Raw genomic sequence first — 21,915 nt, forward strand, 5'->3', positions numbered from 1 at the left:
AGTAAAGCTCCTTGATGATATCTGATGAGAGGGGAATCCTCCCTTCAATCATTACTTAGATTTGGAAATAGAAACTATTAACTGTAGTCCTTAATGACTACATCATTACTATACTAGGAGGAAACAGATGAGAGCGTAGTGACAGATGGAGCAGTTGATATCACAAAGGTTAAGCCTATAAGCTTTGATCCATTTGGTAATGGATATTACGGAGTTGGAGAAAAGGTGGGCAATGCTTTTAAGGATGGCATGCAGTTGAAATGATAAAGAGATTCAAAGAGGTAAGTGGTCTTTACATAGAAAAAATCTACGGTCAGGATACTTTATGGGATAAGAGAACAAACTCATGATATTGATATGGGCTGCACTTCACCCAGGAAGAGTTGACAGATTTGCTGGGAAGTAAAGATGTAACTGTGACGCTGGAATAGGGAGATAGGAAGAATGTTTTTTAAAAAGAAACCTGATAGGAAAGCCTAAAAGAACCTTCAAGTTTATGTTCATTAAATCTGTCCTTGGCCCATGCCTTGATTTCATTGTTCCAGCTTTGTTCAGAGACAAAAAGAGGTTCTCCTGCAAGGTCGGAAACACGGATGGATTTTTTCTTTGCGAGGCAGTGAGATTAGGGTATTTTTCTTTTAACATATAAATCTCTCTGGCGGCCTTTGACATGTTTTCTTCTCTTGCTACTGCAAGAAAGTATCTGAGATTTTTTATTTCCATGAAAACCTCCTACAAGATGTTATAAAAAAGAGATTTTTGCTTGTGGGTATCAGGGGCGGATATCAATTCTTGAATTTTTGTTGAGAGAATGTATACTACTGTCTATGGAAAAAGAAATTGTTAGAGGATATATTGATCATTTTATATACAAAAATGAAGAGAATGGATATGGTGTTGTCAGCCTGATAGTGGATGAAGAAGAAATAACATGCACAGGCACTTTTAAAGATGCTGATGTGGGTGACAATCTGGAGATTGAAGGCAACTATGTTAATCATCCGGTCTATGGGCAGCAACTCAAGGTCAGCTCTTACAAGATTACTGTTCCGGATGATGCAGTGTCAATGCAGAGGTATTTAGGGTCAGGAGCTATCAGAGGGATTGGAGAAGCCCTTGCTGCGCGTATCGTGAAAAGATTTGGCGCCGATACATTTAGAATAATCGAGGATGAGCCTGAAAGACTTGCTGAAATCAAGGGAATAAGTGAAAAAAAGGCTATAGATATAGCTGTGCAGATGGCAGATAAAAGAGAAATGCGTGATGCTATGATTTTTTTGCAGAAATATGGTATCAGCAATGCCATGGCCGTAAAAATCTTCAATAACTACGGAACCGGAGTTTATGGGATAATTCAGGAGAATCCGTATCAGCTTGCTGATGATATCAGTGGGATAGGCTTTAAAACAGCAGATGAAATTGCAGCTAAGGTTGGAATACGTGTTGATTCGGAATATAGGATAAGAAGCGGAATATTGTACACTCTTTTACAGAGTTCTCTGGATGGAAACACATATCTTCCGTTTGATGAGCTTGTTTCAAAGACAGAAGAACTACTGGTACAGACACCGGATCAGATGATTGATACAGACAGTATCAGAACTCAGGTTCAGAATCTGATGATGGATAAAAAACTTATATCCAAAAATGGTGACAATATTTTTGCAGCTAATTTTTATTATGAAGAGCAGGGATCAGCGGTAATGCTATCAGACCTCAACATTGCTGAAAATGTTACTCCTGCAGATGTGGAAAGGTACAAACAGCGAATTCTTGATATCGAGAATAAAAAAGGTATTGAACTGGATGACCTTCAGCGAGAGGCTGTATTAAAGAGTATATCCAATGGAATTGTGATAATCACAGGTGGTCCCGGTACCGGAAAGACCACTACTATCAATACCATTATCGAATATTATGCCAGTGAAGGTCTTGACATTTTACTGGCGGCACCAACCGGAAGAGCTGCCAAAAGAATGACTGAAGCCACGGGCTATGAGGCGAGAACTATACATCGTCTTTTGGAAGTCTCGGGTCAGGTGGGGGATGACGATGCAAAAGCAAGCGGTGTCAGGTTTGAGAGAAACAGGGACAACCCCTTAGAAGCTGACGCTATAATCATTGATGAGATGTCAATGGTAGATATTCATCTTTTTTATGCACTTTTAAAAGCCCTTGTGCCCGGAGTGCATCTGATACTTGTTGGTGACAGTTCGCAGCTTCCCAGTGTTGGTCCGGGACAGGTGCTGGCTGATCTGATATCAAGTGGCAAATTTCCGACTATCTATTTGAAAAAGATATTCAGACAGGCAGAAGAGAGTGACATAGTAATGAATGCTCACAGAATACACAACGGTGAGATGCCTGTCCTTGACAATAAGAGCAAGGATTTCTTTTTCCTTGAGAGAAGTGATGCGAATGTTATCTATAAACATATGATTCAGCTTATCAGGGATAAACTGCCCGGATATGTAGGGGCTGAAGTATATGATATTCAAGTTCTTACTCCTATGAAAAAGGGACCTCTTGGTGCGGTGCAGTTGAATCTTATTCTGCAGGAGTACCTGAATCCGCCGGATGCTTCTAAAAAGGAACATGCTTATGGAGAGCTTGTTTTACGAGAAGGCGATAAGGTAATGCAGATAAAAAACAACTATCAGGCACAGTGGGAGGTTGTTGGAAAAAACAATATTCCTGTGGATTCCGGGCTGGGAATATTTAACGGTGATATGGGTATTGTTAAAGAGATTAATGAATACTCACAGGATGTGGTTGTAGAATTTGACGAGCACAGGAGGGTACGTTATCCGTTTTCTGAACTTGACGAGCTTGAGCTTTCTTATGCCATAACTATTCATAAATCTCAGGGAAGCGAATATCCGGCAGTTATAATGCCGCTTTTGGGAGGCCCCAGAATGCTGCTTAACAGAAATCTTTTGTACACGGCTGTGACAAGAGCGAAAAGTACTGTTTGTATTTTAGGCAGCAGCCAGACGGTGCTTAACATGGCCGGCAATGAACAACAGCTAAAAAGGTATACCGGACTTAAAGACAGAATTAGAGAAGTATTTGATGCAGGTAATTGAAAATGTTTTAAATCTTTTATATCCAAGACGCTGTCCTATATGTGATGAGGTCTTGAAATATAAAGAATGTAAAAACCTCATTCATGAGGAGTGCAAAAAGAAAATTAAATACATTGGAAGCCATGTATGCATGAAATGTGGCAAGGCAATGAGAACAAGTGAAGATGCTGAGTATTGTGATGATTGCCTTAAAATAAGGCACAGATTCAAACGCGGCTTTTCAGTGTTTAGTTATCGGAGTATTTCAGGATCGATTTATAAATTCAAATATCTTGGAAGAAGAGAATATGCGGATTTTTATGCAAAAGCAACTGTGAAGAAATTCGGTAAGGAACTTGACAGGCTTAGGATAGATGCTATTATTCCGGTTCCAATGTACAAAGAAAAACAATATGCCCGTGGATATAATCAGGCTGAAATATATGCAAAAAAACTGTCTGAGCTTACCGGAATACCGTTGCGTGATGATGTAATTGTAAGAAAACGGCAGACGCGCCCTATGAAGGAGCTTGATCTTCGGGAGCGCCGCAATAATTTGAAAAAAGCTTTTAATATAGTAAGAAATGATGTAGAATTTAAGTGTATACTCATTATCGATGACATCTATACAACTGGAAGTACCATTGATGAGATCGCCCATGAGTTTCAGATGGCAGGAGTTGAGAATGTTTATTTTTTGACACTTGCTATCGGGCAAACTACTTAAGATAAATGGAGGTCAGATTTATGAACTTACGGAATTGTTCAAGATGCGGAAAAATGTTTAACTACATTGGTGGACAGCCAATCTGTGAACCGTGTAAAAAAGCCATTGAAGAGGATTTTCAGAGGGTTAAAGCTTATATTCAGGATAATCCGGGTGCGGATTTAAAGCAGATTGCTGAAGATAATGAAGTAACCACCAAGCAGATTCAGCAGTGGGTCCGTGAGGAAAGGCTGATGTTCTCAGAGAATTCACCGCTTCAGATGACCTGTGAGAAATGTGGTGACCGAATTTTAACAGGAAGATTTTGTGCTAAATGTAAGGCAGCCATGGCAAATAATCTGAATAATACATTTGCCAAGCCTCAGCCAGCTATCCAGCAGCCGGTTAAACAAGATAAGAAAGCTGGAATGCGCTTCCTGGATACATAAGGAGCAAAAATGTTAAATGAAGACAAAGTCATTTTGATGACCAAAATGGCTGCATTTATGGATCGTGAAGGCAAAAAGAACGGCGCAATCAATTCGTATTTTAGAAGTGATTACATTGGCTTTAACATACTTAAGTCTGTTATAAGTGCTACAGTTGTCTTTGCTATTTGTGTTGGAACTTACGCACTCTACGATTTCGAAAATGTTCTATCTAATCTTTACAATACAGATAATTTGTTGGATATTGGCAGGAGGTATCTTATATACTACCTCCTGCTTGTTGGCGTGTATTCTCTTGTTTCATATATCATTTATTCCTATCGTTATTCCAAGATGCGTAAGAATATGAGACAGTATTATGGGGATTTGAAAAAACTAGCTAGAATGTACGAGAAGGAAAAGTGATACTATGACATCATTATTGGAATTAAAGCAGTATATTAAAAGATTTTATATTAAAAATGAAACATATCTCGCATATGTCTGGAAGTTTCTGCTTGCGCTTATCTCAATTGCAGTGATTAACAATAAGCTTGGATACATGAGCTCTCTGAACAATATGGTTATTGTTTTGATGGCGTCTTTATTATGTGCGATTCTTCCGGCTAATTTTATTGTCTTAATATCCGCAGCATTTATTGTGGGACATCTTTTCACACTTGCTCCGGAATGTGCTCTTGTTTCCGTGATAGTTTTCGTATTGATGTTTTTACTCTATTTTAGATTTTCACCAAAGGATACTTTGGCGGCTGTGCTTACTCCATTGTTTTATTTCATGGGGATTCCTTATGTGATGCCTCTTGCCATGGGGCTTCTTGGTACACCTGCTTCTGTAGTATCGGTTGGTTTTGGACTTGTTGTTTCGTTTATGATTTCATATTTCTCATCCAACGCAACAGCTTTTGGAAGCGATGACGTAGAGGAAGTAGCCAATTCATTCCAATCAATTATTTCAGGAATGATCGGAAACAAGTCGATGATAGTTATGATAGTGGCATTTGCAATTACACTTGTAATTGTGTATTTGATTCGCAGATCTTCTGTGGACAATTCATGGAAGATTGCAATTTCTGCCGGAGCAATTTCACTTATTATCTGTATTCTTGTAGGAAATCTTTCTTTTGATACAGATATCTCTCTTGCCGGAGTAATAATCGGAACTGTTGTTTCGGCACTTCTTATGCTGGTGGTTGAGTTCTTCTCATTTAGTCTCGACTATAGCAGAACAGAGAAGGTTCAGTTTGAAGATGATGAATATTATTACTACGTTAAGGCGGTGCCTAAGGTTACGGTTTCTACACCGGAAAGAAGAGTTAAGAAAATAAACCGTGCCAGAGAACAGCGTAGATGATTTATAAAGGAATATCATGGAACAAATAGATTTTTTATTTGATTTCAATAGAACAAGCTTACACATGCCTACTGTGAGATTTTCAGATATACTGGAAATATTTATCATAGCATTTCTTGTATATCATATTTTAGTGTGGGCAAAAAACACAAGGCTATGGTCACTTCTAAAGGGCGTCATAGTTATCGTTGTGTTTATTCTTGTTGCAGCTCTTTTCAACATGTCTACCATATTGTGGATTGTGGAGAGGGTGTTCAGTATTGCCATTATTGCCATGGTGGTTATACTTCAGCCGGAGCTTCGAAAGGCGCTGGAAGAGTTGGGAAGAAAGAATTTCTTTTCCAATGTGCTGTCTCTTGGTGATCCCAAAACTCAGGGAAGATTTTCTGACAGAACCTTAAATGAGATAGTCAGAGCCTGTGTGGAAATGGCAAAGGTTAGGACAGGCGCTTTAATAGTTATTGAAAACAGTCATCCACTGACTGAGTACGAACGTACAGGAATTGAGGTTGACGGAATAGTTACCAGTCAGCTTCTTATTAATATTTTTGAGCACAATACACCGCTTCATGATGGGGCTGTTGTTATTAAGGGTGACAGAGTGACAGCTGCTACATGCTATCTGCCGCTTTCCGATAATATGGGAATTGGTAAGGAACTTGGAACAAGACATCGTGCCGGTGTGGGTGTTTCTGAGGCAACGGATTCTCTTACAATCATTGTTTCAGAAGAAACGGGCAAGATAAGTATCGCCTATGAAGGTGAACTTGAAAGAGCTGTTGATAGTGACAGGTTAAGGGAACGCCTAAGGATTCTTCAGGATAAACATACTGAAGAGGCACCAATTAAGCACCTTGCCAGAAAGGCAAAGGCGAAAAAATGAAAAAGTTGACTTCTAATTGGGGGCTTAAGCTAGCTTCACTAATATTTGCAGTAATCGTGTGGTTTTTGGTTACAAATATCAATGATCCGGTTACTTCGGTGAGATATACTAATATTCCTGTGACCTTGAAAAATACCAATCTTATAACTGATCAGGGGCAGGTTTATACTGTACTTGACAATACAGACACCATTAGTGCTGTAACAATTTATGCACCGAGATCAATTATTGATTCACTTAGCCAGAATAATATTGTGGCTACAGCTGACATTCAGGATTTATCGAGCTTAAATACAGTCAGCATAAATGTTTCAACCAACAAATATAGTGACAAGATAGAAAACATAGCAACAAGTAATGATGTGGTTAAGTTAAGCGTAGAGAGAAAGGCTTACAAGTCACTTCAGATAACGGCAACTACATCCGGAACTCTGTCAGATGGTTATGTGATTGGCGATGTTTCTACCGGTCAGAACATGATAAGGATAAATGGACCTGAATCCGTGGTTCAAAGTGTTCAAACTGCCGCTGTAGATGTTGATGTTACAGGATTTACATCTGATATTATAACTAATGCTGACATAGTTCTTTACGATGCGGACGGTAATCAGGTTGATACTTCTCAGATTAGCATGAATGCCAAGGCAGTTAACGTTAACGTTACTATTTATGAAACCAAATATGTTCCGCTTAAGTTTGCTGTTAAAGGTGAGCCTGCAAGTGGATATGCGCTTACCGGTCAGATAGATGCTAATCCGGAACAGATACTTATTGCAGGTAAAAACAGTACTATTTCATCTATAAAGGAAATTACAGTTGATGATGAAGGTCTTGATGTATCGGGACTTACGAGTAACCTGTCATATACTGTGGATGTAACAGATTATCTTCCAAGTGGAGTGATTCTTGGAGATGAGGACTACAACGGAACTGTTGCAGTAGTTGTTCATATTGAGAGTATTTCAGAAGAGACATTCGATGTAAATATAGGAAATATTACAATTGCCGGTGAGGTTGACGGCTATAGTGCGCAAATAGATGAGAGCGAATACGATACTGTTTCTCTTACACTTGCCGGTTTTACCTCAGTTCTTCAAAATGTATCTGCGAATTCTTTGAATGGTACAGTTGATGTAAACAGTTATATAGAGAAAAACGGGGAACTTGCAGATGGAACCTACAGTATGGAAGTGAGTTTTGATCTTCCTGATGGCATAAAGGCGACTAATACTGCGAGTGTTTACGTAATAATAGAAAAGAAAGAATAATGAGGTTTTTAAAATGGGAAGATTGTTTGGAACAGACGGAGTCAGGGGAGTAGCTAATGATGAACTCACTCCGTTATTGGCAATGCAGCTTGGACAGGCAGGTGCATATGTTTTATCAAAAGAAGTAAATCATAAGCCTACAATTATGGTTGGATGTGACACAAGACTTTCCGGTGATATGCTTGCAAGTGCGCTTATGGCCGGAGCATGTTCTGTAGGTGCTGATGTAGTTAATGTTGGTGTTATTCCTACTCCCGGTGTTGCATATCTAACCAAGAAATACAGAGTAGATGCCGGTGTTGTTATTTCAGCATCTCATAATCCAATGGAATTCAATGGAATTAAGTTTTTTGATGGAAATGGCTATAAGCTTCCTGATGCAATGGAAGATGAAATAGAGGCTCTTATCAGAAATAACATGGAAGGTGTTAAGATGCCAACCGGAGCCGGAATCGGTAAGATTAAAAATCGTACTGATGCCAGAGAGGAATATATTAACCACAATCTTAACGCTGTAGATATAAACCTTCGCGGTATGAAGGTTGTTATGGACTGTGCGGAAGGAGCTTCTTTTTACACATCTGTTGAAGCAATCAGACAGCTTGGCGCTGAAGTTATAGTTATTCATAACAATCCGGACGGAACAAACATTAACGCAGGATGCGGATCTACTCACATGGAAGAACTCATGGGAAGAGTAGTTACGGAAAAAGCGAACATAGGTCTTGCATTTGATGGCGATGCAGACAGGTTCCTGGCAGTGGATGAAAATGGTAAGATGGTAGACGGTGATGAGATTATGGCTATCATCGGTAAGTATATGAAGGACAATGGCAAGCTTTCAAAGAATACCATTGTTGCAACTGTAATGAGTAACCTTGGATTTTTCAAGATGGGTGAAAGAGAAGGAATTCAGATTGACAAAACTAAGGTTGGGGATAGATATGTTCTTGAGCATATGAAAGAGATCGGTGCTAATCTTGGCGGAGAGCAATCGGGGCACATTATTTTCCTTGATGATAACACAACCGGTGATGGACTGCTTTCGGCACTTCATCTTTTGGAGGTAATGGTAAATACCGGTAAACCTCTTTCAGAGCTTGCCAAGGTAATGGAAGTAATGCCGCAGGCACTTGTTAACGCACATGTTCCAACTCATAAAAAGGATTCTTACATGGAATATCCTGAAATTGCAGGAGCCATTGAGAAACTTGAAAAGCAGTTTGCCGGAGATGGACGCGTACTTATCAGACCATCAGGTACAGAGCCGCTTGTAAGAGTAATGATAGAAGGAAAAGATCAGAACAAGATTGATGAGGAAGCGAAGAAACTTGCGAAGTTGATTGAGGAGGTTATGCTATAATATGGTAAGTCAGAAGGTAGTTATTACAAACCCTACCGGATTACATTTGAGACCTGCAGGCAATCTGTGTAAGGTAGCAATGAACTATAAGTCGCATATTACTTTTAGCTATGGAGATAATACAGCTAATGCAAAAAGCGTTCTCAGTGTACTTGGAGCTTGTATTAAGTGTGGGGACGAACTGACTTTTAAATGCGACGGACCGGATGAAGAAGAGGCTATGGAAGCTCTTGTTAAGGCAATTGAGACCGGTCTTGGCGAATAGAATGTTTGTGTGATAAACTATCACTTGTTAATAAAAACAGAGAGGAAATATATTTAGATATGAGAAATGTTAAGGCATTATTAGCCGCTGGCTTAGCAGCAAGCATGCTGTTCGGATGCGGCTCTGCAGGGGATGAGTCTGTTTCCGGACTTAGTGTAGAAAAGTTGGAGGATGTGCAGAAGCCTGAAGAGGCAGTAGCAGAAGCAACTGTAGAGGAAACTGTTGATGAGGATGTTCCTCCACAGGAGGGAATGGTAAGAAGTTTATTCACAAACGAGTGGGTAGATGAAGCTGTTAACACAAACAGACCACTTGCTGTTATGTACCCTATAAACAAAGAGGCACAGCCGCAGTATGGACTTAGTAATGTAGCTGTTTTCTATGAAATCATGGAAGAAGGCAGCATGAGCCGTCAGATGGGTATCCTTGAGAATTGGGAGAGCCTTGAGAGAATCGGAAATATTCGAAGCATCCGTGATTACTTTGTATATGCAGCTCTTGAATATGATCCTGTCATTGTTCATTATGGCGGACCGGAGCTTTATGTTAAGAGTATTTTAACAAGAGATGATGTAGATAACCTCAACGGTGTCGGTGGTGTAATGGGTTCAGATTATGGTGCTTTTTTCAGAGTTCCGGAAGGAAGTACTTCTGAACACACAGCCTTCACAGACGGTGAGCATGTGACAGCAGCAATCGAAAAGGCAAAGTTTGAAACAGAACACAGAGATGAATTTGAAGGTGAGTCACACTTTACATTTACAGGTTATTCAAATCCAAACACTTTGGAAGATTATGGCGAGTCAGCTGTTGAGGCAACTGAGATTGATATGTCAGGATGTTTCCCTGTAACAAAATCAGCTCTTACATATGATGAGTCAAAAGGCGTGTATCTGAAGACTTTGTACGGAAGTGCACAAAAAGATGCTGTGACAGGTGAACAGCTCGCATTTGCCAATATTATCATACAGAGAACGTATCATGAAGTTCGTGATGACAACGGTTATCTGGCATATCAGATGCATGATACAACTCGTGATGGCTATTTCATTACAAAGGGGAAGATGATTCATGTAACATGGGAAAAGACCGGTGATTATGCACCAACAACTTACTATGATGAAGCCGGAAACGAAGTTGTATTTAATACAGGTAAGACTATGATCTTCGTAATTCAGGAGAAGGGTGGTTCTTTCTCTAAGTTTGAAGTTAATGGTGTCACATACGCGGACTGATTTAATTTGCATTATAGCGGACGGCAGTGATGCCGTCCGATTTTTCTTAATGAAGAAGAGAGGTATAAAATGGAAAAGATTATCGTAACAGGTTGTAATGGCCAGCTTGGAAGAGCAATTAATAAAGAACTTGCCAATTCGGGAAAATATGAACTTATCAACACTGATGTTTTTAAACAGGAAGGAATTACTCCCTTGGATATAACAAATGTTGATGAGGTATTGAGACTTGCAAGGGAAGTTAAACCGGCTGCAATCATAAACTGTGCAGCATATACAGCGGTTGATAAACAGGAAAGTGATGTGGATCTTTCATATAAGATCAATGCTATCGGTCCAAGAAATCTTGCTATAGCTGCTACAGAGACAGGAGCAAAACTTGTACATGTTTCTACGGATTATGTATTCGAAGGAAATGGAACAAGACCATATATTGAATTTGATGCTCCAAATCCGGTTAGTGTTTACGGAAAAACAAAGCTTGCCGGAGAGGAGTTTGTAAAACAGTTTGCGAAAGATTTCTTTATTTTGAGAACAGCGTGGCTTTACGGCGATGGCAAGAATTTTGTAAAAACAATGCTTTCGCTTTCGGAAAATCATGATGAAGTAAGCGTTGTAAATGATCAGCTCGGAACTCCTACAAGTACATATGAACTTGCAAAAGCTATTTGTTATCTGCTTCCAACTGAAAACTATGGCGTTTTCCATGGGACATGTGAAGGATCTACAAACTGGGCTGATTTTACTGAAGAAATATTCAGACTTGCCGGTAAGAATACAAAAGTTAATCATGTATCTACCAAAGAATATCAGGAAAAAAATCCGCAGTCCGCACCAAGACCTGCATATAGTATCCTTGAAAATTATATGTTTAAACTTACATCCGATTTTATGTTCGCTGACTGGCATGATGCAATAGAAAGATACATCAAGGAACTTGGTTGATCAGAATAGAGGTTTAGATGCAATTATTAAATGACATATTAAGCAATACCATTTTGATGGCTTCGTTTTGGGGATGGCTTGTTGCACAGGTGCTGAAGACAATTATTTATGTGATTGTCAATAAGAACTTTAATCCGGAAAGGCTTATGGGAGATGGCGGAATGCCAAGTTCTCATTCTGCAACTGTAATGGCGCTTGTGACATCAACATTTCTGCATTTTGGAGCAGGTTCTTTTGAATTTGCAATTGCCGGTGTGCTGGCACTTATTGTAATGCATGATGCAATGGGAGTGAGACGTCAGGCAGGAAAACAGGCAGTAGTTATCAATAATATGATGGACTGGTTTAAAGAACTTGACAAAGATATTCCTACAGAGCAGAGATTAAAAGAATTTGTAGGACATACTCCTCTTCAGGTATTGTTCGGTGCTATTCTTGGAATTATAGTCGGGGCAGTAGTTTCTTCATTATAATAAAAAATGCATAGGAGATAACTGATAATGGTAACAGTTATACTTACTTGGATTTATGTTTTAGCTACCACCTATCTTATAGGCTATTGTGCTTTGAATGCTTTTACTTCCCTTAAATGGATGTCAGTTCAGAGTTCAAAGGGAACATTAAAAAAATACAAAATTCGATTTCAGGAGAGCTATATAGTAGCGGGAATAGTTGTGATTACTGTATATGCTCAGCTTGTGAGCATATTTCATGGCGTTGGTCTTATGGCTAACGCCGCATTGATTTTGTTTGATATTGTTGTCGCTTTTTACTATAGGGATAAGCTCACTGAAGAATTCTTTGGGATGAAGAATTTGCTTACAGCCAAAAAAGATTGGATATGGTATCTTCTTATTTTCCTTTTGATGGCGTATGGCACATCTCATGGAATTATGCATTATGACTCGGATCTTTATCATGCTCAGGCGATTCATTGGATTGAAGACGTGGGAGTTATAAAAGGACTTGGCAATCTTCATGTAAGACTTGCTTATAACAGTTCTTCGTTTGCACTTTCAGCTCTTTACAGTTTTGCTTTTTTGGGAAAGCAATCTTATCATACCATGGCAGGTTTTTTTGCATTACTTCTTGCATGGCAGTGCCTGGATGTAAAAACTATAGTCAGAAGAAGGCAGATTGTCATTTCGGATTTTACAAGAATTGCAGCCATGTATTATCTTTTCACAATTTATGATGAGATGGTTGCACCTGCATCAGATTATTTTCTTTCCACAATAGTTTTTTATACTATAATCTGTTGCACGGATTTATATGTAAGGCATGAAAAGACATATGTACCATATATCTTACTGGCTTTAGTAGGAATATATGCGATTACTATCAAGCTTTCAGCAGCTCCAATGGTTCTTTTGTCTATCATTCCAATATATAAAATGTTCCATAAAAGAACATCAGATAAGACAAAAGCATTTGGAATATCGGTCTTATTGGCACTTCTTGTGACTTTGCCTTTCTTTATCAGAAACATAATGATCTCAGGCTGGCTGTTATATCCGGTAACGATTTTGGATTTCTTTGATTTTGAGTGGGAGATTCCGAAGGGAGTGGCCCGGTATGACTCTATGGAAATCAGAACATTCGGACGTGGATACAATGATGTTGAAAGTTACATGAATGTATCGTTTACAGAGTGGGTGCCGAACTGGTTCAGGCAGCTTACCATGCTTAATAGAATTATGGTGGTACTTTCTATAATAGCAGTAGTTATTTATGTCGCCTGTGTCATCTACTTCATTGTCGTGGCAATTATACGCAAAAATAAGGATAGCAGATTGGCAGGAAATAAGGTTTTTGATTTAAGTCATAGAAGTATGCTTAACTTCGCGGACTTTTTGACTCTGAGCGGAACATTGATCCTATGTCTGTTATTCTGGTTCTTTAGCGCGCCGCTTATAAGATACGGCATTGTTTACATACTGGCTGCTATTTCAATAATTTATGGAAGAATGTTGATACTCATACTTCATAAACTGAATTCTGTAAATGCGATGATTAAGGATATATCCTTTAAGGCTCTTTTGGCACTACTTTGTATTTGGATTATTTACAAGGGGGCAAACATAGTGTTAGAAGATATACCGCGGTTTAATCCACAGTACCTGATTACTCAACAGGATTACGGAACCTATGATGTGACATCTTTTGAACTTGGAGATACTGTAATTTATTATCCGACTGAAGGTGATCGCGCAGGGTATGCGCCGTTTCCGTCATCCACTCATAACCTTACCGGTGAAGTTGAACTTATAGGCAGCGAATTGACAGACGGACTTAAAAGTGCAGGACAATAAAAATGGACTTTTAAGTCCATTTTTGATATTAATCAATAGAATTCACATGCTATATATGTATGACCGTTGGGATCGTCGTAATAGGAGATACCTACAGAAGTGAAGCAGCTTCTCAAAACATTTTCTTTGTGTTTGGGACTAAGAAGCCATGCAAGAACAACGTTTTCTGCTTTGCGTTGGTTGTCGTTTTTTGCGTGGGCAAGATTTTCGCCTTTCGTCGAACCTACGGTATACCAGGCAGATCCGCCGGGCCTTATATGAGAAAATGAAGTGGCACACTCCAAGGCTCTGATACTTGCAACGGCTTCAAGATCTTCGCTGTATGAAAGCGAAGGAAGACCGGATGCTTCGCGTGCAGCATTTATTTGAGAAAGAATATCATCTTTTTCAGCCGCCATGGAAGTTATAGGTGATATTATGGTGCATAAAAAAATGCACATAAAAATGCCACATATAAGTCTTTTCATAAAATATCCCCGTTTCTAGTACTAAAATTTCTTCGTTCCTATAATTCGATGATACTTTATTTCAATCTTCCAAAACGGATTATTAACAGTATTTAATGGGTTTTTATACTTTTTTAAGTTAAACGTTTAAGGGTTTTATACTTTTTTTATATTTTGTGATGATTTTATTTCCATTGCAGTCGATATTCCATTGGGCTTATTCCCTCTATTTGTTTAAAAATACGGGAGAAATAATATAGTGGAGTTATTCCACACTGATTTCCGATTTCTTCTATTGAATCTGAAGTGAATCTAAGGAGCTGCTTGGCGTGTGTAATACGAACAGACAAAAGGTAGTTGATGATTGAAGTACCAAACTGTTCTTTAAAACCTCTTGATAGGGCGTATTTATTTATTAAAAATTTGTCAGCAAGATTATCCAAAGTGATTTTTTCCGGATAGTGACTGTCCAGATACTCTCTAAGACCAAAAAAGATCTTGGCATTACTGTCTGTGGGGATAATATCGGGGTTCCAGCTGAAAGACATAATGAAAGTTAAAAGCGAGGACAACACTTCATTTATCCTGATATCTCTTATGTAGTCGGCTGAATGTGCAATGGAACCGAGTTTGTCAAAAATTTTTTGAAGTTCATCAGGATTATCCGGATGAAAAACAGGTTGTCCGCCGCGCTCAATGTACTTTAAATATATTGGCAGTACAACGTTACCGTTAAAATGTATCCATTCAAGTGACCACAGATTTTCAGATGTTCTGTGGGAGTAAGGATTATGACAGTCTATAAATACGCAGTCACCCTGCTTTATCTCGTATTCTCTGCCCTGATAATCCAAAAAACCACTGCCTGATTTAACATAAAAGAACAAAAATGATGAGAGGTTTTGTCTTTTACTTGTATGGGTTTTTTGGGCTTTTAGATTTCCTATTTCCTGAAGGTAAAAGAGGTTACTTTTAGCAAACTCTGAGGGAGTATACAGAAGCCTGTCAGAGGATACATATTCGCCTTGAAATAATCTGTTTTTCATAATAAAATACTCCACAACAATGATAATAGCTAGTATAAACAACTAATCAAGATAATGCAAATAAAAATCAAGAAAGTGAATTTAAAAGGTTAAAGGCAGACAATATAATAACAAAGAAAAATGCAAATAATTGTTTTGATTTGAAAGGAAATTTTATGGCAAAAAAAGCTTTAATAACAGGTATAACAGGGCAGGATGGTTCATATCTTGCAGAGTTTCTTTTGGAAAAAGGATATGATGTTCACGGTATAATCAGAAGATCTTCAGTAGATTACAGAGAGAGAATTGCTCACCTTGAAGGTCAGCCACATTTTCACCTTCACTACGGCGATCTTGGGGATTCTATGAGCATTCTTGGCGTAGTTGGAAAGGTTCGCCCTGATGAGATTTATAACCTGGCAGCTCAGTCACATGTTCAGGTTTCATTTGATTCACCTGAGTTTACGGCAGATGTTGATGCTACCGGAGTTCTTAGAGTATTGGAAGCGGTTCGTCAGTGCGGTCTTGCTGATACATGCCGTATTTATCAGGCTTCAACTTCAGAACTGTACGGAAAGGTAGAGGAAGTTCCTCAGAATGAAAAGACACCTTTCCATCCATACAGCCCATATGCTGTTGCAAAGCTCTATGGTTACTGGATTGTAAAAGAGTACAGAGAAGCTTACAACATGTTCTGCTGCTCAGGTATTCTCTTTAACCATGAGTCAGAAAGAAGAGGAGAGACTTTCGTAACACGTAAGATTACTCTTGCTGCTTCAAGAATTGCTCAAGGCAAACAGGATAAGCTTTACCTTGGAAATCTTTCAAGTCTTCGTGACTGGGGATATGCCAAGGACTATGTTGAGTGTATGTGGCTTATCTTGCAGAATGACAAGCCTGAAGATTTTGTTATTGCAACAGGCGTTCAGCATTCTGTCAGAGAATTTGCACAGCTTGCATTCCACTATGCAGGTATTGAGCTTGAATTCAAGGGTGAAGGTGCTGATGAAAAGGGATATGATAAGGCGACAGGTAAGGTTCTTATAGAAGTTTCACCTGATTTCTACAGACCTACAGACGTTGTAAACCTATGGGGAGATCCTACAAAGGCAAAAGAAAAGCTTCATTGGAATCCACAGACAACATCCTTTGAAGACCTTGTAAGAATCATGGTTGAGCATGATATGGCCAAGGTTGCTGTTGAGAGAGCCAATGAGCACGTTGAGTTTAACCTTGCAGAGTTCCTTGAAAAGGGTATTGATAAATAATTTAAAAAGAAGGTAAAAAGCAATGATGGATTTTGATGCTAAGATTTATGTTGCCGGTCACAGAGGAATGGTTGGTTCGGCTATTGTAAGAGAGCTGCATAGACAGGGCTATTTTAATATCGTAACCAGAACTCATAAAGAGCTTGATCTTACAAGACAGGATCAGGTTGAGAAGTTTTTTGCTGAAGAGAAACCTGAATATGTATTCCTTGCAGCTGCTAAGGTTGGTGGAATTATGGGTAATTCAGAGGCTCTTGCCGACTTTATGTATGAGAATATGATTCTTGAGATGAATGTTATTCATTCAGCATGGCAGAATGGCTGCAAAAAGGTGGAGTTTTTGGGATCATCATGTATTTACCCAAGAATGGCTCCACAGCCAATGAAAGAGGACTGCCTTCTTACATCTGCTCTTGAAAAGACCAATGAGGCTTATGCACTTGCTAAGATATCAGGACTTAAGTACTGTGAGTACCTGAACAAGCAGTACGGAACTGATTACATTTCAGTAATGCCTACAAACCTCTACGGACCAAACGATAACTATCACCCGACACATTCACACGTGCTTCCTGCACTTATTCGCCGTTTCCATGAGGCAAAAGAGCAGAATCTTCCGTATGTTACATGTTGGGGAGACGGAAGCCCTTTAAGAGAGTTCCTTTATGTTGATGACCTTGCTAATCTGTGTGTATTTCTTATGAACAATTACAGTGGTGATGAGACTGTAAATGCCGGCACAGGAAAAGAGCTTACTATTAAACAGCTTACAGAAAAGGTTGCAAAGATTATCGGATATACAGGAGAGATCAGATGGGATCCTTCTAAACCAAATGGTACACCAAGAAAGCTGTTGGATGTATCTAAAGCCAAGAGCCTTGGTTGGACATATAAGACAGAACTTGATGATGGTATCAAACTTGCATATGAGGATTTCCTCAACAATCCTATGCGTGCAGAAAGATAAGATATAAAGCCTCAAAAGCCTCGCATAAAGCGAGGCTTTTTTGCGCCCCTTTTTGCTTGGTTGAAAGACTCAGACTTTAAGTGTAAAATACTGTATAGAATTGCGCTTATTGGCGGTTCTATATTTATAATTGGGAGCCGGAAATGAAATTACTTAGTCTTATAGTACCTTGCTATAATGAGCAGGAGAATATAGCTGATTTTTATAATGAAGTTCTTAAGAATGAGTCTTACTTTAAAAGCAATGAAGTCGAGTTTGAATTTATATATGTCAATGATGGCTCAAAGGATGAGACGGTAAGCCGTGTTAAAGAGCTTATAGAAAAAGATAAGAGAGTTCACCTTATAAATTTTTCCAGAAACTTTGGAAAAGAACCGGCAATGTATGCAGGTCTTGAAAAGGCAAAGGGAGATTACGTTGCCATTATGGACTGTGATCTTCAGGATCCACCGTCTCTTTTGCCTCAGATGTATGAAGCTATTGTTAATGAAGGTTATGACAGCGTAGCTACCAGAAGAGTGAACAGAAAGGGCGAGCCTCCTATCAGGTCATTTTTTGCCAGAATGTTCTATAAACTGATCAATAAAGTGTCTAAGACTGAAATTGTAGACGGAGCAAGAGATTACAGACTTATGACAAGACAGTTTGTTGACGCTATACTTTCGATGAAAGAATACAACAGATTTTCCAAAGGTATCTTTGGCTGGGTTGGATTTAAGAATAAGTGGATAGAATTTGAAAACATAGAGCGCATGAAGGGAGAGACCAAATGGTCATTCTGGAAACTCTTTGTTTACGCACTTGATGGTATTGTGGCTTTTTCAACAGTTCCACTTGCCTTTTCTTCACTGATTGGTGTTCTGTTTTGTGTTTTGGCTTTCTTTTTCATAATTTTTACGATAGTCAGAAAGGCACTTTATGGAGATCCGACAAGTGGTTGGCCGTCTCTTGTATGTATTATTTTACTGGTGAGTGGAGTTCAGCTTTTCTGTATAGGAATTGTAGGTCAGTATCTTTCCAAGACTTATCTGGAAGTAAAAAAGCGTCCGTTATATATAGTTAAAGAGGAAATTTGATGGTCAGCATAGTTGTACCGGTATATAATGCAAAAAAATACATTAAAGATGCAATAGATATGGTGTGCGCCCAAACATATAAGGATTGGGAACTGATTTTGGTTGATGATGCTTCAAAGGACGGAAGCGCCGATTATATAGATGAATTGATTGCTTCTCAAGGGAAAAGAATACGCCTTATCAGAAAAGAAGAAAATGAGGGTGCGGCAGCAGCCAGAAATACCGGGATAGATGCATCATTAGGAAGGTATATAGCATTTCTTGATGCTGATGATGTCTGGAAGAGCGAAAAACTTGAAAAACAAGTGGCTTTTATGGAAAAGACCGGTGCAGCGTTTTCTTTTCACTCGTATGAATTTGGAGATGAAAATGCCAAGCCTACAGGGAAAGTCGTCAAAGTTCCGGAGACGCTCACCTTTCGAAAAGCGTTGTCGAGAACCATTATTTTTACAACGACTGTAATGTTTGATACAGAAAAGATAGATATGGAAATAATCCATATGCCACAAGTTCCAAGTGAAGACACGGCGACCTGGTGGAGAATACTAAAAAGCGGCATTACAGCCTACGGACTGAATGAGAATCTGGCTATTTACAGAAGGCCTGCCAAATCTCTTTCGTCCAATAAGCTGGTAGCTCTTGAGAGAATCTGGTTTTTATACAGAAATATTGCAGGGCTATCAGTCTTGGAATCATTATTTTATTTTGGAGGATGGGCAGTCAGAGCAACACTCAGGAGAATTGTCTGATTGCTTGAAAAGGGGAATTTATGAAACATGTGGAATCAGTGAAGAGAATCCTTGTTTTATTTTTGGGATTTATCGGATTAAGTATGCAGACAGCTGTGTACGCATGGTTTTGGTTTAGTACATATTATCCTATAGTTTCATCTACTCGTATCAGTGTTGACGGTTACAACTTAGGTAGTGGATTAAAACTGTATTTCCGTGGACATCTGCTTATTCTGGCAATTTATTTTATATTGCTTTTGTTTTTCTCAAATACATACGGTGGACTTAAGATTGGATACCTTAAGCCTATGGATGTATTCTTTTCGCAGATTTTTGCACTTTTCATGGTGAATTTTATTTCTTATTTTCAGATTGCTCTTATGAGAAACTGGCTTGTTCCGCCTCTTCCGATGGTTGAGATATTTGTGGTTCAGCTTGTGATTTCTTTTGCCTGGGCATATATAACCAACGCAATATACATGGCTATATTCCCTCCAAGGGAACTGCTTCTTATAAGCGGCGAATATTCTGTTGATGATATTATTACCAAGTTTAATTCCAGAAAAGACAAATATCATATCAGAAAGAAAATGAATATTGATGAAGGTATCGACAAAATATATGAAGAATGTCTTGGAAATTATGATGGAGTAATTATCTGGGATGTTCCAAGCAAATTCAGAAACGGACTTGTAAAATATTGCTATGGCAACAATATACGTATATATGTGATGCCAAAGATAACGGATGTTCTTTTAAAAGGCTCATCACAGCTTCATTTGTTTGATACACCGGTGCTTTTGTTAAGGGAGTACGCCATAAAGGCTGAGCAGAGAGCGATAAAGAGATTTTTTGATGTTGTTATAGCGTTAGTGCTCATAATAATCACATCGCCGATAATGCTTATTACCGCTCTCATCATAAAAGCTTACGATGGTGGACCGGTGCTTTATAAACAGGTTCGATGCACTATAAATAAAAAAGAATTCAGAATAATGAAGTTCAGGAGCATGAAGGTTGATGCGGAAAAGGACGGAGTTGCCCGACTTGCTTCCAAGAATGATTCAAGGATTACTCCAATCGGTAAGTTTATCAGATCATGCAGAATTGATGAACTTCCTCAGCTCTTTAACATACTTAAAGGAGATATGTCCTTTATAGGTCCGAGACCTGAAAGACCTGAGATAATAGAACAGTATCTTAAGGAGATGCCTGAATTTGCATTTAGAATGAAGGTGAAAGCGGGACTTGCAGGATATGCTCAGGTTTACGGTAAATACAACACCACTCCTTATGATAAGCTAAAGCTTGATCTTACATATATTGAGAATTATTCTGTCTGGCTTGATATTAAGCTGATGTTATTGACTGTTAAGATTCTTTTTACCCCTGATTCAACGGAAGGTGTTGAGGCAGGCCAGACTACGGCACAAAAAGATTCGTGATATGGAGCATGATATGGGAAGAAGTAATTCCGGACATATGGATGAAACTCTTAATCTAAGGAGTTTTTATTTAAGACTTATAAAGAAAATATGGATAATACCTCTTGCGGCTATTATCGGAGCAGTTATTGCAGGCGGAATATATACTCTTGTTACCGTTACTTTTGGCCCGGCCAAAACCTACAGTACCGAGTCAAAACTGTATATTAAATTTGCTTATGATGAAAATGCCAAGAGTCAGGTGGATTATTACAATGCATTTACCTGGAGTCTTCTTATGACTACTGATGACATTATGGATGAGGTTATGAGTAATCTTGAGAAGGCAGGTTTTCCGGAAGATGAGATCAGCAGGGAAGAAGCTGCTGATTCTATAAAAGCTGAGATTCCGTCTGATGTACGACTTTTACTTGTTACTGTGGAAAATGCCGATAAGGATCATGCTGATCTTATTACGGATGCTACAGATAAGGCATTGGAAAACTATGGTGAGATTAATGATGCTTTTACCTCTATAAAGCTGCTGAGCAAGACTGAAGCAAGTCTTGTGACTTATACCGACAAGACATTGACTGCAGCTGTATTTGGAGCAGTTGTTCTGACAGTTTTGACAATTTTTGTGCTTTTGCTTTTTGATGCCTTGGATGATGCGGTATATGTTCCGGAGGATATTGAAAAGAGATTTGATGTAAATGTGCTGGGAGTAATCGGAAAAAGTGAGTTTTTCAGAAATGAACTTCAGGCAGCTTTTGAAAAGTTTGTATCCGGTGCTGAAAAGGTGATTTATATATCTACCGACAGCTATATGGATGCAGAAGTTTCAAAAAAAGATCTTTTGACATTAAAAGAGTCTCTTGGCGCAGGATTTGACAGTCAGATGGAAAAGGCAGTTCCGATGGAAACTCCGGGAAAAGTCCTTGAGAACTACAGGAAGATCGGAACATGCGACGGAGTAATTCTGGGCATTCCCGCAGGAAAAAAATGCGGAACTATGAATGAGCATATTATTGCTCAGCTTCAGAAACATGAATGTCCTATTCTGGGAGTTGTCCTTGTAAGAGCAGATGAGAAGTTTTTGAAAAAGTATTACAGATTATAAAGCAGAGGTAAAACCC

At 38.8% G+C, this 21,915-nt stretch carries 23 protein-coding genes; 20 read left to right on the plus strand and 3 right to left on the minus strand.

Features of this window, described 5'->3' with window-relative positions; genetic code table 11:
* Positions 1–138 precede the first annotated feature (138 nt).
* Positions 139–264 (plus strand): hypothetical protein, encoded by a 126-nt coding sequence (locus J6O61_RS12255; RefSeq protein WP_292213621.1) that lies wholly within the window; start codon positions 139–141, stop codon positions 262–264.
* A gap of 105 nt (positions 265–369) precedes the next feature.
* Here the strand turns inward: J6O61_RS12255 and J6O61_RS12260 are convergent, their stop codons facing one another.
* Complete coding sequence (locus J6O61_RS12260) at positions 370–723, minus strand: LysR family transcriptional regulator (protein ID WP_292213623.1); 354 nt, start codon at positions 721–723, stop codon at positions 370–372.
* Positions 724–827: 104 nt separating this feature from the next.
* On the opposite strand from J6O61_RS12260, the gene recD2 reads away from it, so the two are divergent.
* From recD2 to J6O61_RS12325, 13 genes are all read left to right on the plus strand, one after another.
* Positions 828–3,086, plus strand: a complete 2,259-nt coding sequence (gene recD2, locus J6O61_RS12265) for an SF1B family DNA helicase RecD2 (RefSeq protein ID WP_292213626.1) — start codon at positions 828–830, stop codon at positions 3,084–3,086.
* Positions 3,073–3,792 carry a ComF family protein gene (locus tag J6O61_RS12270; protein WP_292213629.1) on the plus strand — a complete coding sequence of 240 codons (720 nt, stop codon included), beginning with the start codon at positions 3,073–3,075 and terminating at the stop codon, positions 3,790–3,792. Before recD2 ends, J6O61_RS12270 begins: the two co-directional genes overlap by 14 nt.
* Before the next feature lie 20 nt (positions 3,793–3,812).
* The gene (locus J6O61_RS12275) at positions 3,813–4,220 is read left to right on the plus strand and encodes a flagellar protein (RefSeq protein WP_292213632.1); all 408 of its coding nucleotides are present in this window, start codon (positions 3,813–3,815) and stop codon (positions 4,218–4,220) included.
* A 9-nt stretch (positions 4,221–4,229) separates the two neighbouring features.
* Positions 4,230–4,625, plus strand: coding sequence for a hypothetical protein (locus J6O61_RS12280; RefSeq protein ID WP_292213635.1), 396 nt, complete (start codon positions 4,230–4,232; stop codon positions 4,623–4,625).
* A gap of 4 nt (positions 4,626–4,629) precedes the next feature.
* Positions 4,630–5,571 (plus strand): hypothetical protein, encoded by a 942-nt coding sequence (locus tag J6O61_RS12285; RefSeq protein WP_292213637.1) that lies wholly within the window; start codon positions 4,630–4,632, stop codon positions 5,569–5,571.
* A gap of 64 nt (positions 5,572–5,635) precedes the next feature.
* A complete protein-coding gene (gene cdaA, locus J6O61_RS12290) occupies positions 5,636–6,454 on the plus strand; it encodes a diadenylate cyclase CdaA (protein ID WP_292213639.1) in 819 nt (272 codons plus the stop codon).
* Complete coding sequence (locus J6O61_RS12295) at positions 6,451–7,722, plus strand: CdaR family protein (RefSeq protein WP_292213642.1); 1,272 nt, start codon at positions 6,451–6,453, stop codon at positions 7,720–7,722. The genes cdaA and J6O61_RS12295 overlap by 4 nt, the downstream gene beginning before the upstream one ends.
* Before the next feature lie 13 nt (positions 7,723–7,735).
* On the plus strand, positions 7,736–9,085 hold the full coding sequence (glmM, locus tag J6O61_RS12300) for a phosphoglucosamine mutase (protein WP_292213645.1): 1,350 nt from the start codon (positions 7,736–7,738) through the stop codon (positions 9,083–9,085).
* Position 9,086: 1 nt separating this feature from the next.
* A complete protein-coding gene (locus J6O61_RS12305) occupies positions 9,087–9,350 on the plus strand; it encodes an HPr family phosphocarrier protein (RefSeq protein WP_022772638.1) in 264 nt (87 codons plus the stop codon).
* 59 nt (positions 9,351–9,409) lie between these two features.
* Positions 9,410–10,585: a DUF3048 domain-containing protein gene (locus J6O61_RS12310; RefSeq protein ID WP_292213648.1), complete on the plus strand. Its 1,176-nt coding sequence runs from the start codon at positions 9,410–9,412 to the stop codon at positions 10,583–10,585.
* A 69-nt stretch (positions 10,586–10,654) separates the two neighbouring features.
* Complete coding sequence (gene rfbD, locus J6O61_RS12315) at positions 10,655–11,530, plus strand: dTDP-4-dehydrorhamnose reductase (RefSeq protein WP_292213650.1); 876 nt, start codon at positions 10,655–10,657, stop codon at positions 11,528–11,530.
* A 17-nt stretch (positions 11,531–11,547) separates the two neighbouring features.
* Positions 11,548–12,003 (plus strand): divergent PAP2 family protein, encoded by a 456-nt coding sequence (locus tag J6O61_RS12320; RefSeq protein ID WP_292213652.1) that lies wholly within the window; start codon positions 11,548–11,550, stop codon positions 12,001–12,003.
* Positions 12,004–12,030: 27 nt separating this feature from the next.
* Positions 12,031–13,842, plus strand: coding sequence for an LIC_10190 family membrane protein (locus tag J6O61_RS12325; protein WP_292213654.1), 1,812 nt, complete (start codon positions 12,031–12,033; stop codon positions 13,840–13,842).
* 32 nt (positions 13,843–13,874) lie between these two features.
* On the opposite strand, the gene J6O61_RS12330 is transcribed toward J6O61_RS12325, so the two are convergent.
* Positions 13,875–14,309 (minus strand): CAP domain-containing protein, encoded by a 435-nt coding sequence (locus J6O61_RS12330; RefSeq protein WP_292213657.1) that lies wholly within the window; start codon positions 14,307–14,309, stop codon positions 13,875–13,877.
* A 164-nt stretch (positions 14,310–14,473) separates the two neighbouring features.
* Positions 14,474–15,334 (minus strand): AraC family transcriptional regulator, encoded by an 861-nt coding sequence (locus tag J6O61_RS12335; RefSeq protein WP_292213659.1) that lies wholly within the window; start codon positions 15,332–15,334, stop codon positions 14,474–14,476.
* A 155-nt stretch (positions 15,335–15,489) separates the two neighbouring features.
* Between J6O61_RS12335 and gmd the strand changes: the two genes are divergently transcribed.
* The 6 genes from gmd to J6O61_RS12365 all read left to right on the plus strand — a co-directional run bounded on the left by gmd (position 15,490) and on the right by J6O61_RS12365 (position 21,899).
* A complete protein-coding gene (gene gmd / locus J6O61_RS12340; protein WP_292213662.1) occupies positions 15,490–16,581 on the plus strand; it encodes a GDP-mannose 4,6-dehydratase in 1,092 nt (363 codons plus the stop codon).
* A gap of 25 nt (positions 16,582–16,606) precedes the next feature.
* Positions 16,607–17,548: a GDP-L-fucose synthase family protein gene (locus J6O61_RS12345; protein WP_334299805.1), complete on the plus strand. Its 942-nt coding sequence runs from the start codon at positions 16,607–16,609 to the stop codon at positions 17,546–17,548.
* A gap of 143 nt (positions 17,549–17,691) precedes the next feature.
* Complete coding sequence (locus J6O61_RS12350; protein WP_292213666.1) at positions 17,692–18,624, plus strand: glycosyltransferase family 2 protein; 933 nt, start codon at positions 17,692–17,694, stop codon at positions 18,622–18,624.
* A complete protein-coding gene (locus tag J6O61_RS12355) occupies positions 18,624–19,373 on the plus strand; it encodes a glycosyltransferase family 2 protein (RefSeq protein ID WP_292213668.1) in 750 nt (249 codons plus the stop codon). The genes J6O61_RS12350 and J6O61_RS12355 overlap by 1 nt, the downstream gene beginning before the upstream one ends.
* A 20-nt stretch (positions 19,374–19,393) precedes the next feature.
* The gene (locus tag J6O61_RS12360) at positions 19,394–20,800 is read left to right on the plus strand and encodes a sugar transferase (RefSeq protein ID WP_292213670.1); all 1,407 of its coding nucleotides are present in this window, start codon (positions 19,394–19,396) and stop codon (positions 20,798–20,800) included.
* Between the two features lie 13 nt (positions 20,801–20,813).
* Positions 20,814–21,899, plus strand: a complete 1,086-nt coding sequence (locus J6O61_RS12365; RefSeq protein ID WP_292213673.1) for a YveK family protein — start codon at positions 20,814–20,816, stop codon at positions 21,897–21,899.
* The last annotated feature ends 16 nt before the right edge of the window (positions 21,900–21,915 follow it).

The sequence above is a fragment of the Butyrivibrio sp. genome, assembly GCF_017635265.1.
In the GTDB taxonomy this organism is placed as follows: domain Bacteria; phylum Bacillota; class Clostridia; order Lachnospirales; family Lachnospiraceae; genus Butyrivibrio.